Raw genomic sequence first — 13990 nt, forward strand, 5'->3', positions numbered from 1 at the left:
ACGCTTGCCTGATAGTTGCTTAGTCACTAAACCTTTTAGGTGTGACCAAGTTTCAGGAGTCATTGGTTTGTTGTCGTTTTTACCTTGATCAGACCACCACACAGTGTCAGCTGAGGTTTCATCACGTACGATGTACTTATCTTTTGGTGAACGACCGGTAAAGATACCAGTTTTCACGTTAACTGCGCCTAATTCAGTTTCGACACCTTTGTCATAACCTTCAAGGCCCGCTTTAGTTTCTTCCGCAAAAAGTAACTCGTAAGATGGATTGTGAACAATTTCTGAAACATCGTGAATGCCATATTGCGACAAATCAATCGAGTTTTCTAAAGCTGACATAGTTTAAACACTCCTAGGGGTTTTGAACGGGTAGTAAAATAAAATCGAATAAAATTCGAGCGTCAATTCTATCGTAATAGTAGAGTAAAACCAAAGCTGAAACCCCCGATTTTTCTAGGATTTATGTATTTTTTTTCATGATACCGGTGTCATTTTTAAATACCCAATATGCATTTAAAAAATGACATCGCTGTCATTTTTTTTGGGTGAGTTTTTAATCACTTTTATACAAGCAAATATCTGACGATATTTCTCTATTTTGATTGGTTTGATCTAAAAAAAGCAGGAGAAGGGTTTTAGGTAATAAAAAAGCAGGTATAAAACCTGCTTTTAAGATATTTAGCTTAGTTAAAGATATTTTCAATATCGCGTTTATTGAATTGATATTCTTTTAAGCAGTATTGGCAGTTAATTTTAATAGCACCCTGTGCTTTTGCATCTTCAAGCAAGACATCTTTGCCAACATTAACAATCGCATTTGCTATTTTGTCGCGGCTACAGCCACAGCGGAAGCTAACTGGCTGAGGATCAAATAAGCGCGGGTTATCTTCATGATAGAGTCGCGTTAATACCGTATGGCCATCAAGCTCTAATAACTCTTCATCTTTAATGGTATTTGTTAAAGCTTCTAAATGCGTAAAGTCTTCTTCCGCTTTTTCTTTATTTACTGGCAATACTTGCAGCAACATACCTGAGCACTTTTCTAGCTGAGTATCTGTGCTAATCCACATGCGAGTGCGAAGCTGTTCAGACTGCTGAAAATACTGTTCTAAACATTCAGCTAGGCTGTTAGATACCAAAGGTACAATGCCTTGGTAACGTTCTCCTTTGAGCGGTGTGATGGTAATTACCATATGGCCTTTGCCAATTAGGTTTAATACGCCATTTTCGGTAATATCACCTTGAATACGCGCAATACCACGCATATTTTGTTGGTGGTCACCGTTTATAACAGCGTATTTTACCGGGCCATCGCCTTGCAGTTGAACGGCAATATCACCTTCAAATTTCAACGTTGCTGTAAGTAAACATGTTGCTACTAAAAGCTCACCGATCAACTGCTTAACTTCAGTTGGGTAGTTGTGGTTCTCGATAATTTCCGAATAGGTTTTGTCTAATTGAACTAACTCACCACGTACATCATGGTTTTCAAAAATATATCTGTGTAATAAATCTTGCATTGGTCAAATACCTTGTTTCAAGCACTATGCTTGAGAAATATTAACTGTGTTTAAACTTAATAAGTTCGCGACGCTGTTTTTTATCCGGGCGATGTTCTGGGCTCGGAGAGAAAAATGCGTTGTTTTTGCGTGCCCAAGCGTTTTCTTCACGCTTACTAACACTTTCTTGTGTTTCTTTATATAAGGTCTGAGCAACGGGAGCACCACGTCTTTTGTCACTTATTTTTTCAATTGTGACAATTTTTTCATCAAACCCTTGCGAGAATTTAACGCTAGCGCCTAGCTCAACAATTTTACTGGGTTTACATCGTTGACCATTATAGTGCACTTTACCGCCTAATATCATTTCTCGGGCAATGGCGCGGGTTTTGTAAAAGCGAGCAGCCCAAAGCCATTTGTCTAACCTAACGGATAACGTTGAGTCTTGATTTGAAGTGTCTACTGAATTTTGCTTTTTACTCATGGAGTGAGTGAATAACTGCATTGAAAAGTGCGTGAAATATACCATAAATGCACCTGTAGACAAAATTGATACATTTATTTACCAAAATTAGAGACTCAGAGAAATGCAGCCAGTGACACAGAATTGTCATCTTTACAGTGTAAATTCCAGCCACTTTCCAGTTTACCTGCTTGTTGTAGTAAAGCTGACAGGTTAAGATGGTCGTTCAAAAATAATCAAACACATAATAATAATGCAGTTAAACCAAGCGCAAATTGAACAAGTAATAGCAAAGTTCCCGCATAGAAAAGCAAGCAATATTGTGCTTGTGCTTGTGGTTATTTATGTGGCTTATTTAGCAGCTCAATTAACTTGGATGCTCTGGCCAAAACCACAGCAACACATTATTTCTGTGACATCTAATACAGGAACAAAATCGTCTTTTAATTACGATAGCAAAGGTTTGGTTGCGCAAAATATTTTTGGCAGTGCAGAGCAAAAAGCTGAAGAAAAAAATCAAGAAATTATCAGTGACGCACCTGAAACAACGTTAAATATTAAATTAACGGGTGTAGTGGCGATTGCTGGTGATGAGAAAGCCGGTCATGCCATCATCGAAAGCCAAAATACGCAAGAAACCTACTCAGTAAGCGAGTTAGTTAAAGGCACTCGTGCACAAATCGAAACCATTTTTGCTGATCGCGTTATTATTAAAGTAAGCGGTCGTTTCGAAACCTTAATGCTCGATGGTATTGATTACTCAAAAACCGTTAAGCAACCTACCAAAAAACAAGGCAAGTCCTTTAACCAACTTCGTTCAGCAAATGAGTCTCCGGCTACTGCTATAAATGCAACGAAAAATGCAGACCTTAAACAAGAATTAAAAGCAAAGCGCAGAGAATTACTTGAAGAGCCTGGGAAACTTTTTGATTATATTCGCATCTCACCTAAGCGGGTTGATGGACAAATTGTTGGATATAACCTCAGCCCAGGTAAAGATCCCAAATTGTTTTCACAAATGGGGCTTAAAAGTGGGGACCTTGCGACTTCCATTAATGGTTATCAGCTAACCGATATGAAACAGGCTATGGCAGCGATTGGTGAACTCAGAAATGCATCATCAGCGACAATAGTTATCGAACGTCAAGGGCAAACTCTCGACGTGCTATTTAGCCTAGAATAAGAATACGACTCGGAGTAACTAAATGAAAAGCGTGTTAAACCTAAGCAAGGTTTACAAAGGATTACGTAAATATGCAGCATTATTAGTTGCTGTAGGTGTTTCCTATTCTGCACTTGCAGTGGAGTATTCACCTAGTTTCAAAAATACTGAAATCACTGAATTCATTAATGTTGTTGGTAAAGACCTTAAAAAAACCATCATTATTAATCCTAATGTCCGTGGCAAAATTAATGTGCGCAGTTATGAGGCGATGGATGAAGAGCTGTATTACGAGTTCTTCTTAAACGTACTTGAAGTCTATGGTTACACGGCGATTGAAATGGAAACCGGTTTTATCAAAATTGATAAAAGCGCAGATGGTCGCAAAAAGAATGTCCCGGTACTGAATGACGGTGAAGAAGTGACGGGCGATGTGATGATCACCCGTGTTGTACGTGTAAAAAATGTTAGCGTACAAGAACTAGGGCCCGTTGTTCGTCAGTTTAGTGACCAAAAAGGCGGTAGCCATGTTGCGCAATATACGGCATCAAACGTAATGATGTTAACGGGTCATGCGGCAACAGTGAATCGCTTAGTTCAAGTGATTAAACAAGTTGACCGAGCGGGTGATCAGTCTGTTGATATTGTAAAACTGAACTATGCAACAGCTTCTGATGTAGTTTCTGTAGTCGAAACGATTTACAAGCCCGCGTCAGGTGGAAAAAACAATATTCCGGCCTTCTTAATCCCAAAAGTAGTTGCAGATGAGCGTACTAACAGTGTGATTGTTAGTGGTGAGGGTGAAGCACGTGAGCGTGCAATCGAGTTAATTAAGCGCTTAGATAATGAGCTTGAGACGCAAGGCAATACCAAGGTGTATTACTTAAATTACGCCAAGGCAGAAGACTTAGTAAAAGTCCTGCAAGGTGTTAGTAAGTCAATTAATGATGAACAAAACCAAGGTAAAGCAAATACCCGTTCATCACGTAAAGATGAAATAAGTATTGAAGCGCACGAAGATACTAACTCGTTAGTAATCACCGCAAATCCAGATGTGATGCGTTCATTAGAAAAAGTGATTAAAGACCTAGATGTGCGCCGTGCACAAGTACTGGTTGAAGCAATTATTGTCGAAGTGCTAGAAGGTGATGGCGTTAACTTTGGTCTGCAATGGATTTCAGAGCAAGGCGGCATGGTGCAGTTTAACAACGGTAGTAGTGCGCCAATTGGTTCTATTGCCGCAGCAGCAGAAGTAGCGCGTGACAAAACTGTTACGAAGAACGTGATTGGCTCTGAAACAGGCACCGGTACCGAATATGAAGAAACTGTTGAAGGTAACCTTGAGCCTCTAGCTGGTCTACTTAGCAGTATTAGTGGTTTAGCTGTTGGTATCGCGAAAAACGACTGGGCTGCAATTGTGCAGGCAGTATCATCTGATACCAACTCGAATATTCTTGCTACGCCTTCAGTTACTACAATGGATAATGAAGAAGCATCGATGTTAGTTGGTCAAGAAGTGCCAATACTTACTGGCTCAACGTCAAGCAGTAACAATACCAACCCATTCCAAACGGTAGAGCGTAAAGAAGTGGGTGTAAAACTGAAAGTAACGCCACAAATCAACGAAGGTACAGCGGTTCAATTAAAAATCGAACAAGAAGTATCAAGTGTATCAGGTGCAACTGCGGTTGATATCTCAATTAACAAGCGTTCGATTAGCAACACTGTACTGGCCGATGACGGTAGCATGGTCATTCTCGGCGGCTTAATTGATGAAAACGTACAAGAAAGCGTGCAAAAAGTGCCATTGCTAGGTGATATTCCAGTGCTTGGTCACTTATTTAAATCAACGTCGTCAACCAAGCAAAAACGTAACTTATTGGTATTTATTCGCCCGACTATTCTGCGTGACAGTGTCAGCATGAACAAGTTAAGTCACGGTAAATATAACTTTATTCGTGGCGAGCAGGTAAAACGCAAAGACGATGGCATTAACTTAATGCCAAACGAAGCACCACCAGTACTGCCTGAGTGGAATGATGCGTTAGTATTACCGCCAACGTATCAAGAGTTCTTACACGACGAAAATAAAAAGAACCAGAAAGATGACTGAGATAGTTTCTGAGCTTAGTTTGGCACCTGTAGCACAAGTTAAACGTTTACCGTTTAACTTTGCTAAGCGTTTTAACATCTTAATGCAAACCATTAATAATGAGTTGGTGGTGAGTTATGCTGGCGATTTAAACCAACAAGCGCTGCTTGAAGTGAGACGTGTTGCGGCAAATAGCTTTACGCTTAAACAAGTTAATAAAAATGAGTTTGAATTATTACTAGAAGCGGCATATCAGCGTGATAGCTCTGAAACCCAGCAAATTATGGAAGATATCGGCAACGAAGTTGATTTATTCTCGCTTGCTGAAGAGTTACCGCAAACGGAAGACTTACTTGCATCAGAAGATGACGCGCCAATTATCAAATTGATCAACGCCATGTTAGGTGAAGCGATCAAAGAAGGTGCATCAGATATTCATATCGAAACCTTTGAACAAAACTTAGTAATTCGTTTCCGTGTTGATGGTGTTTTAAAAGAAGTATTAGAGCCAAATCGTAAACTAGCGTCGTTACTTGTCTCGCGTATTAAAGTAATGGCAAAGCTCGACATCGCGGAAAAACGTGTTCCGCAAGATGGTCGTATTAGTTTGCGTATCGCAGGCCGTGCAGTTGATGTGCGTGTTTCAACTATGCCATCAAGCTTTGGTGAGCGTGTCGTATTACGTCTTCTTGATAAAAACAATGCACGTTTGGATTTGGAAGATCTCGGTATGTCAGAGCATAACCGTAGAACATTCGCCGAATTAATACGTAAACCGCATGGCATTATTTTGGTTACAGGCCCAACAGGTTCAGGTAAAAGTACCACTTTGTATGCGGGCATGACCGAGATTAATACCCGAGACCGCAATATCTTAACGGTTGAAGATCCGATTGAATATGAAATTCCTGGCATAGGTCAAACACAGGTTAATCCTAAAGTGGATATGACCTTTGCCCGTGGCTTACGTGCCATCCTACGTCAAGACCCAGATGTAGTAATGGTAGGTGAAATACGTGATTTAGAAACGGCACAAATCGGTGTGCAAGCCTCGTTAACCGGTCACTTAGTGTTATCAACACTGCACACAAACACTGCAGCAGGTGCCATCAACCGTATGGAAGATATGGGCGTTGAGCCATTCTTACTTTCTTCATCATTACTTGGCGTATTATCGCAGCGCCTTGTCCGTACTTTATGTGATTGTAAATCGTCACATATTGCTGATGAACGCGAGTGTGAATTGCTCGGTATTGAATTTGGTAAAGGTGTCGAAATTTGTCGTCCAGTTGGCTGTAGCGAATGTAATCACAATGGTTATAAAGGGCGTACAGGTATTCATGAGTTGTTGGTGGTTGATGAAGCCGTGCGCGAGCTTATTCATGATGGTAAAGGTGAGCAAGCGGTTGAAAAATACGTGCGCAAAACCACCCCAAGTATTCGTCAAGATGGTTGCAACCGTGTACTTGCAGGACAAACGTCACTTGAAGAAGTGCTTCGCGTGACGCGCGAGGAAAGCTAGTGGCTGCGTTTGAGTACAAGGCACTAGACAGCCGCGGTAAAAACAAAAAAGGCCTACTTGAAGCAGATACGGCTAAGCAAGTACGCCAAATGCTGCGTGAGCAAGGACTTACTCCACTCGAAGTAAGTCAAGCAGCGGATAAAGAAAAGCAACAGGCCAAATCGGTTGGCGGTTTGTTTAAAGCTAAAATCTCAGCCCATGAGTTGTCCTTGATTACACGTCAGCTTGCCACCTTAGTGCAATCAGCACTGCCAGTTGAAGCTGCTGTGCTTGCCGTTGCTGAGCAATGCGAAAAGCCGCGCTTAAAAAGCATGCTAATGTCAGTGCGAGCAAAAGTAGTTGAAGGGTATAGCTTGGCTGAAGGTTTGGCTGAATTTCCGCATATTTTTGATCATTTATATCGTGCAATGGTTGCTGCAGGTGAAAAGTCGGGTCACCTTGACCAAGTACTAGTGCGCCTTGCTGACTACACTGAACAAAGACAACATATGCGTAGTCAAATTACACAGGCAATGGTTTACCCAATTATCCTTGTGGTGTTTGCCGTAGCAATTGTGTCAATTTTGCTTGGTACGGTAGTACCAACCATCGTTAAGTCTTTCCAAAGTTCAAAGCTAGCATTGCCTTGGACTACCGAAACGGTAATTGCGGCCAGTAATTTTATACAAAACTACTGGTTGTTATCATTAATTGCTATTGTTGCCAGCATTTTTGCCATCAAAAATGCACTTAAAAAGCCTAAAGTTCGTTTTTGGTTTGATTCACGTGTTTTGCAGTTGCCATTTATTGGCAAGGTAGCGCGAGGCTTAAATACCGCCCGGTTTGCCAGAACCTTGAGTATTTTATCTTCCAGTTCGGTACCGTTATTAGAAGGTATGCGTATTTCGGGTGAAGTACTGGCGAATGAAAAAATGAAAGCCGCGGTTGCTGAAGCCGCTGTAAAGGTCAGTGAAGGTGCAAGTTTAAAAGCGTCCCTTGACCAAACAAAATTATTTCCACCTATGATGCTGCATATGATAGCCAGTGGTGAAAAATCAGGAGAGCTTGAGCAAATGCTTGAGCGCTCAGCGGATAACCAAGATAAAGAGTTTGAAGCCTTAGTGAATGTGTCACTAAAGCTACTAGAGCCATTAATGATTGCGCTTATGGCAGTCATTGTCATGTTTATTGTAATGGCAATTTTACAGCCAATTATGGCGATGAATAACGCGATTGGATAAGCGTTAAGTTTTATAGAGGTGTTAAATGAAAAAGCAAAGTGGATTTTCATTACTTGAAATTATGGTAGTTCTGGTAATTATTGGCATGATTATGGCCATAGTTGCGCCGAACATTATGGGTCAACAAGAAGAAGCAAAAATTGACAAAGCGCGTATTGATATCAGTGCATTAGAAGATGCAATGAATATGTACAAGCTTCGCAATAACCGTTACCCAACAACGGAGCAGGGCTTAGAAGCGTCGTTTTCCTGAAGGTGGTTTTATTGAGAAACTACCAGTTGATCCATGGGAAAACCCATACCAGCTAGTAAGCCCAGGTGAATTTAGCAAAATTGATATCTTCTCAATGGGGCCAGACGGTGTTGCTGGTACAGAAGATGATATTGGTAACTGGGACGAAGAAGACGAGCGCTAATCACTAGCGTGAGTTTATATTATGAAAAAGTGGCAAAGCGGATTTAGTTTACTCGAAATTTTAGCGGTATTAGTAATTATCGGCTTTGCCATGAACCTTGTTGTGCTTTCGCTCAACGATCAAGATGAAGAACAACTCGAAGTGGAAGCATTAAAGCTTCACACCATGATAAATCTAGCTTCCGAATACGCTGTGATGAACCAGTTTGAGCTCGGTTTTCATATTGATAGAAATACAAACACATTTGAATTACTCGCATTTAACGGTGAAAAATGGGTGGTAATTTCAGAGCAAGATGTTTTGAAACCTCATCAGTTCAGTGAGTTTATTAATGTTGAGTTGGAATTAGAAGATCTTCCTTGGGGTGAAGAAAACTTGTTGCAACAGGTAGATTGGCGACAGTTGCTAAATAGTGAAGATGAAGAAAGCCTACTGGAATTAGATAAAATGAAAATTCCACAGGTATTGTTGCTGTCCTCCGGTGAGGTGAGCCCGTTCCAATTAATATTAGAGTTAAAAGAAAACGAGAAAGCCAAGCCTTATTTTATTAAAGGCGAGTTAATGGCACCGGTTGAGCTATCGCAGGAGCCGAATGACGATGTTTAATAATCGTGGCTTTACTTTGCTAGAAGTGATGGTGGCAATGGCAATTTGTGCCCTTGCGGGTATTGCGGCGATGAAAGCGGTTGGTGACCATATCAATCACTTATCTAATATTGAAGAGCAGCAACTAGCCAGTTGGGTTGCCGAAAACCAATTGGCCGAATTAACACTGACCACTAACTGGCCGCCTAGTGATGGCAAAACAGGTGATGAAGAGCAAGCTGGTGTTAAATTTTACTGGCGCCACAAAATTACGAAAACAGAAAGCAATGACTTGCTGGAAGCGCGCGTTATCGTGTTTTCAGATGAAGCACGCAAGCATGATGTATATGAGCTCATCACTTATATTACAAAAAATGAGGCCAACTAAATGCTAATGCGAAACTCTAAAGCATTTGGTTTTACCCTAATTGAAGTGCTGGTGGCGCTTGCAGTATTGGCGATGATTACCTTAGCCAGCCATCAAATTTTATCGACTGCAATTAATGCCAACCAAAACTCAAAAGAAAAAGTAGCAGAAATTGGCGCGCTTAATACTGCATTTCGTATGATGCAACAAGACTTCACTCAACTTGCATTGCGTAATACACGCAATGAAGCTGGCGACAGTTTAGAACAGTTTTTAGTTGCAGACCGCTTTTTGTTTGATAGCCAATACCACGGTATTGCAGGTGTGCGAGATGGTTGGAGTAATCCGGTTAATTTATTACCGCGCAGTGAATTACAGTTATTCAGTTATGTTGTAGAAGAAGATAACTTAGTTCGCAAGTACCGTATTTATGTTGATTCGTTTGATGGTACTGAACCTAAAAGCCAAACTCTGCTTGAAAATATAAAGGACTTTACCATTCGCTTTCGTGGTAATGACGAAAAGTGGGAAGAAAACTGGACACTAACAGTCTTGCCTAAAGCGATAAAAGTTGAAGTTTCGCTGGCGGATGATATAACAGTTAGCCGCATTTTTCTGCTGCCAGAACAGGAGTCTAAATCATGATGTTTAGGCAGTCAGGTGCAGCGTTAATTATTGTTTTATTTGTGGTGGCATTGGCAGCCTCTTTAGCAGTAAAAATGAATGCGCGTTTAATGGTTGAGGTGCAGCGCTCAAGTAATTTGGTATTACAACAACAAGCACGCTGGTATGCTATGGCGGGTGAAGCTCTGGCTAAGCGAGTGCTAATTGAAGTAAAAAAACAAAATAAAGATCGCATCGACTTATCGCAAAAATGGGCAATTGAAACACCACCATATCCTGTTGAAGATGGCACTATCGCAGGTAAAATAATCGATTTGCAAGCGTGTTTAAACCTTAATGCTCTGCGCTTTGTGGACCCAAATAATGCGAGTACACAAAACTTTAATGAGGCGCATAAAACATTAGAGGCTTTGCTTGATCTTATTCCTGATTTGCCAATGGAAGAATCAAAAGAAGCGTTAGCGGATAGTGTGTTTGATTGGCTTGATGCTGATAGCATGCCAAAAAGGCAAGGTGTCGAAGAGGGGGAGTATATGTCTTACAGTATTCCTTATATGACAGCGAATAATTTTTTTGCGAGTGTTTCAGAACTAAGACTAGTGCGAGGTTTTAACCCGCTAATGGTCGAAAAGCTAAAACCCTATGTTTGCGTTATTCCGCAATATGATGAATTCAAATTGAACGTAAACACGCTTCAAGCGGAACAAAGTTTATTATTGGCTGCAATGCTGAACATTTCAGAAAGCCAAGCTGAAACCATAATAAGTCAACGTCCTGATGAAGGGTGGGACGAGTTAAGTAAATTTATAGCTGATGCAAAGCAAAATGGCGCTAATACCTTAGATGACAAAGATAAGCGCTTTGTATTAAACAGTAATTATTTTGAAGCACAAATCAAGGCAAGCTTCTTTGAAACGAATTTTGCGATGAAATCCATAATACATATAACAGATAATCAAAAAGTTAGTGTACTGGCGCGTAGATTTGGAGGCGTACAGTGAAAGAAACCTTAATTATTCGCTTAGGGCATAGTGTTAATGAGCCAATCCACTGGCTTATTAGCAACGCGGATGAGACCATCGCGAGTGGTCAATTAGACAATAGCTTAGCGCTTGAAGAGTTAAGTGAAAAAGGCAAAAGCCGAGAGATAATCGCATTATTGCCAGCAACAAAAGTACAGCTTAAAACAGTAATTTTGCCGACAAAGTTTAATCGGAAGTTAGAAGCAGCCCTGCCATTTATGCTGGAAGAGGAGCTCGCTTGTGAATTGGACGATGTATTAATCACTATTGGTGAACCTTGCATGCTAGGTGAAAAACATGCTCTGCAGGTAGCGATATGTCAGCGTTCTTGGTTTGAAAATTGGCTGCAAGTTTTAAAAACTGCAGAACTATCACCTACGCGAGCATTACCAGATGCGTTATTGCTACCGCAGTTTGATGATGCTGAAATAACGGTAACATCGCTCAGTGGTAACTGGCTATTTAAATTAAATACTTGGTGTATTGCTGAAGTTGAAAGCAGTTGGGTTAACGAATTCCTTGTAACGCTTGAAGAAAAAGCGCTAGCGCATTTAAGCGATATTGATTTTGACTACCCAAATGCAGTTAAAAAGTTAGAAAATTACGATTTACCGCTCGCCATTTTTGCAAAGCAACTTCCGCTTCATAAATTTAATATGTTGCAAGGCGCATTTCAGGTTAAAAAACAAAGTAAAGGTGTGTGGCCTGTATGGCAAGTGCCTGCTATTGCGGCAGGTGTTGCATTACTCTTTGGTCTTGTTTTGAAAGCGGTCACCGCCTATCAATTGGAGCAGAAAGTAGCTGCTGCAAAAGCTGATACGATCGCAGCATATCAACAAGCGTTCCCTGGTTCAAAAGTGCGACCAAATCTAATTCGCCGCCAAATTCAGGGCAAATTAGATCAAATGTCGTCGGGTGGTGAAACTGGTTTCTTATTTTTGTTACACCATTTAACACCAATTTTTAAAGACATTGATGGGTTTACACCGGAAACTTTACGCTTTGATAGCAAACGCGGCGAATTACGTTTGCGTGCAAGTGCTAAAGATTTTCAGAGTTTTAATTTAGTAAAACAACGCTTAGAACAAGCTGCATTGGAGATTGAGCAAGGCTCATTAAGTAACTCGGGCAACCTTGTGGTAGGTGAAATAAAAATTAAGGCGGGTTCATGAAAGAATTAGAAACCTACTGGCAAAATTTAAAGCCGAATGAACAGTTGTTACTTAAATGTGCCGCTGTCATTTTTACGCTTTTTGTGATTGTGATGCTGATCATACGACCGCTTAACAATAAAATAGAAAAGGCAGAGAAAGCACTTGTTCAACAACAAGAGTTGGCTCACTTTGTAAAACAAAGCGCAGCAAAAATTAAAGGCAGTGGACAAGGTAAGGTCGCAGCAAGTGGTAGCTTAAGTCAAATTATCAATACGTCCAGCCGCCGCGCGCAAATCAGCATCAGCAAAATGCAGCCAAAGGATGATACCTTACGTCTCACGATTGAGTCGGTTGAATTTAATAAATTATTACCTTGGCTTGAGTCTTTGGTAGAGCAAAGTGGTTTAACGATTTCTGCAATCGATATAAACCGTGGTGCAGAGCCTGGTATGGTAAGTATTAGTCGTTTGGTGGTTGAAAAATAATATGAAAAAAACGCTATCTCTTATCTTTTTATTTATTTTTGCATTTATTGTATTTCTACTCTACTTGATACCTGCATCAGTAGTTTTTGGTTTTGCTGAAGGTTACTTACCTAAGAATATAAAAGTTGCGGGTGTTTCTGGCACAATTTGGCAAGGTCGTGTTGCTCAGGCTCAAATTAATCAACAACTTATCGATAAGCTAGAGTGGCAGTTAAAACCAGCTAGTCTGTTAACTGGTAAGGTGAGTGCTGATATTAAATTTGGTAGCTTACGCGGTTTTGATACGCCGTACGGTAAAGCGTCAGTTACTTTGCCATTTTCAGCGGAAACGGTGCAGTTAAGCCGTGCTAATATCCGCGTTGCGACATCAAGTATTATGGATAATGTTAAATTGCCAATGGCGCTGCCAACTAAAGGTAATTTAAAAGTAAAAGTGAGCAATGCTGAATTGCCATTAGTAGCAAAAGATAAGTTGTGTCATGTTTTAGCTGGTAATGCTGAAACGCACAATTTATCTGTGCAAGGTCTACAAGGTTGGATTGAGTTTGACACCATCAAGGGTAAGCTTGGATGTGAAAATGGGTCGCTAAGTTTAAATATTAGTGAAGAGAACCAACTTGGTCTGCAGCTAGAAGCGCAATATGGCATGCGCTTGATGAGTGTTAGTGGCTTTGTTAAACCAGATGCAAGTTTGCCAAAACAAGTTCATGATGCCGTTAAGTTTTTGGGTAAGCCAGATAATAGCGGGCGCTACCCGTTTAAGTTCTAAGTACAAAACATGATTGAATTTACACAAACAGATAAGCACGCGTTGGCGAGCTGGTTAGCAAGCAGTGAAATGGCACCTTCTGCGATGCCATTACCCCAGCTTGAAGGGTATTTATTTGCGCTTATAGCGGCGCCAGCTCCGATCATTGAAGATATTTGGGTAAGTGAAGCGCTCGGCAATAAAAGCGAGGAACTAGCCGACGATAAACTGTTTGCGTTAATGGCCTTCCATAATGATGTGAGCGATGAGGTTTTTGAAAAAGGCTATGCGCTTTCTTCTCGCATTAACATGATGCAACCGGGCGCTGCTAATTTATCAAAAAACGGTGAGCTTCATTTATGGGCGCTAGGTTTTACACAAGGCATTAAGCATTACATAGAGCCAATTGTATCGGCGAATAATCTCAATGGTGAACTAAGCGAAGCACTGGCAATGACATTAGGTTATTTATGCTTTTTTGCAGATTTAAATAATGACGCTTCATTGTGTGATGATGTTATCAGCTTGCTTGAGTCATTTGCTGAGGGGTATGCAGAGCTTATCGAAGCATGTGTGCTGGATGCAGAATTAATTGAAGAAGATGATTTAGATGACCTCGAATGAGATCATC

Annotated in this window: 15 protein-coding genes and 1 pseudogene; 13 read left to right on the forward strand and 3 right to left on the reverse strand. The window is 40.7% G+C overall.

Going from position 1 to position 13990, the window contains the following annotated elements; genetic code table 11:
- The 3 genes from ON073_RS10405 to hslR form a co-directional block, all read right to left on the reverse strand.
- Positions 1-339, reverse strand: a 339-nt coding sequence (locus tag ON073_RS10405; protein ID WP_274761824.1) for a phosphoenolpyruvate carboxykinase (ATP), incomplete at its 3' end; no start/stop codon positions are given.
- A gap of 344 nt (positions 340-683) precedes the next feature.
- Positions 684-1520 carry an Hsp33 family molecular chaperone HslO gene (hslO, locus tag ON073_RS10410; protein WP_274761825.1) on the reverse strand — a complete coding sequence of 279 codons (837 nt, stop codon included), beginning with the start codon at positions 1518-1520 and terminating at the stop codon, positions 684-686.
- A gap of 40 nt (positions 1521-1560) precedes the next feature.
- Complete coding sequence (gene hslR / locus ON073_RS10415; RefSeq protein ID WP_274761862.1) at positions 1561-1983, reverse strand: ribosome-associated heat shock protein Hsp15; 423 nt, start codon at positions 1981-1983, stop codon at positions 1561-1563.
- Positions 1984-2215: 232 nt separating this feature from the next.
- Between hslR and gspC the strand changes: the two genes are divergently transcribed.
- The 13 genes and pseudogenes from gspC (at position 2216) to ON073_RS10480 (ending at position 13983) form a co-directional block, all read left to right on the forward strand.
- Positions 2216-3145, forward strand: coding sequence for a type II secretion system protein GspC (gene gspC, locus ON073_RS10420; RefSeq protein ID WP_274761826.1), 930 nt, complete (start codon positions 2216-2218; stop codon positions 3143-3145).
- Between the two features lie 22 nt (positions 3146-3167).
- Positions 3168-5237 (forward strand): type II secretion system secretin GspD, encoded by a 2070-nt coding sequence (gspD, locus tag ON073_RS10425; RefSeq protein ID WP_274761827.1) that lies wholly within the window; start codon positions 3168-3170, stop codon positions 5235-5237.
- Complete coding sequence (gene gspE, locus ON073_RS10430) at positions 5230-6738, forward strand: type II secretion system ATPase GspE (RefSeq protein ID WP_274761828.1); 1509 nt, start codon at positions 5230-5232, stop codon at positions 6736-6738. Before gspD ends, gspE begins: the two co-directional genes overlap by 8 nt.
- Positions 6738-7958 carry a type II secretion system inner membrane protein GspF gene (gene gspF / locus ON073_RS10435; protein WP_274761829.1) on the forward strand — a complete coding sequence of 407 codons (1221 nt, stop codon included), beginning with the start codon at positions 6738-6740 and terminating at the stop codon, positions 7956-7958. The genes gspE and gspF overlap by 1 nt, the downstream gene beginning before the upstream one ends.
- Before the next feature lie 25 nt (positions 7959-7983).
- Positions 7984-8374: pseudogene (gene gspG / locus ON073_RS10440) on the forward strand (type II secretion system major pseudopilin GspG).
- A gap of 21 nt (positions 8375-8395) precedes the next feature.
- Positions 8396-8980 carry a type II secretion system minor pseudopilin GspH gene (gspH, locus tag ON073_RS10445; protein WP_274761830.1) on the forward strand — a complete coding sequence of 195 codons (585 nt, stop codon included), beginning with the start codon at positions 8396-8398 and terminating at the stop codon, positions 8978-8980.
- Complete coding sequence (gene gspI / locus ON073_RS10450) at positions 8967-9347, forward strand: type II secretion system minor pseudopilin GspI (protein ID WP_342455413.1); 381 nt, start codon at positions 8967-8969, stop codon at positions 9345-9347. Before gspH ends, gspI begins: the two co-directional genes overlap by 14 nt.
- Positions 9348-9971 (forward strand): type II secretion system minor pseudopilin GspJ, encoded by a 624-nt coding sequence (gene gspJ, locus ON073_RS10455; protein ID WP_274761831.1) that lies wholly within the window; start codon positions 9348-9350, stop codon positions 9969-9971.
- Positions 9968-10951, forward strand: coding sequence for a type II secretion system minor pseudopilin GspK (gspK, locus tag ON073_RS10460; RefSeq protein WP_274761832.1), 984 nt, complete (start codon positions 9968-9970; stop codon positions 10949-10951). Before gspJ ends, gspK begins: the two co-directional genes overlap by 4 nt.
- Positions 10948-12144 carry a type II secretion system protein GspL gene (gene gspL / locus ON073_RS10465; protein ID WP_274761833.1) on the forward strand — a complete coding sequence of 399 codons (1197 nt, stop codon included), beginning with the start codon at positions 10948-10950 and terminating at the stop codon, positions 12142-12144. The genes gspK and gspL overlap by 4 nt, the downstream gene beginning before the upstream one ends.
- Positions 12141-12611 (forward strand): type II secretion system protein M, encoded by a 471-nt coding sequence (locus ON073_RS10470; protein WP_274761834.1) that lies wholly within the window; start codon positions 12141-12143, stop codon positions 12609-12611. Before gspL ends, ON073_RS10470 begins: the two co-directional genes overlap by 4 nt.
- Position 12612: 1 nt before the next feature.
- Complete coding sequence (locus tag ON073_RS10475; RefSeq protein ID WP_274761835.1) at positions 12613-13380, forward strand: type II secretion system protein N; 768 nt, start codon at positions 12613-12615, stop codon at positions 13378-13380.
- A gap of 9 nt (positions 13381-13389) precedes the next feature.
- Positions 13390-13983 carry a UPF0149 family protein gene (locus ON073_RS10480; protein WP_274761836.1) on the forward strand — a complete coding sequence of 198 codons (594 nt, stop codon included), beginning with the start codon at positions 13390-13392 and terminating at the stop codon, positions 13981-13983.
- The last annotated feature ends 7 nt before the right edge of the window (positions 13984-13990 follow it).

Source organism: Pseudoalteromonas sp. G4 (genome assembly GCF_028875915.1).
GTDB lineage: Bacteria > Pseudomonadota > Gammaproteobacteria > Enterobacterales > Alteromonadaceae > Pseudoalteromonas.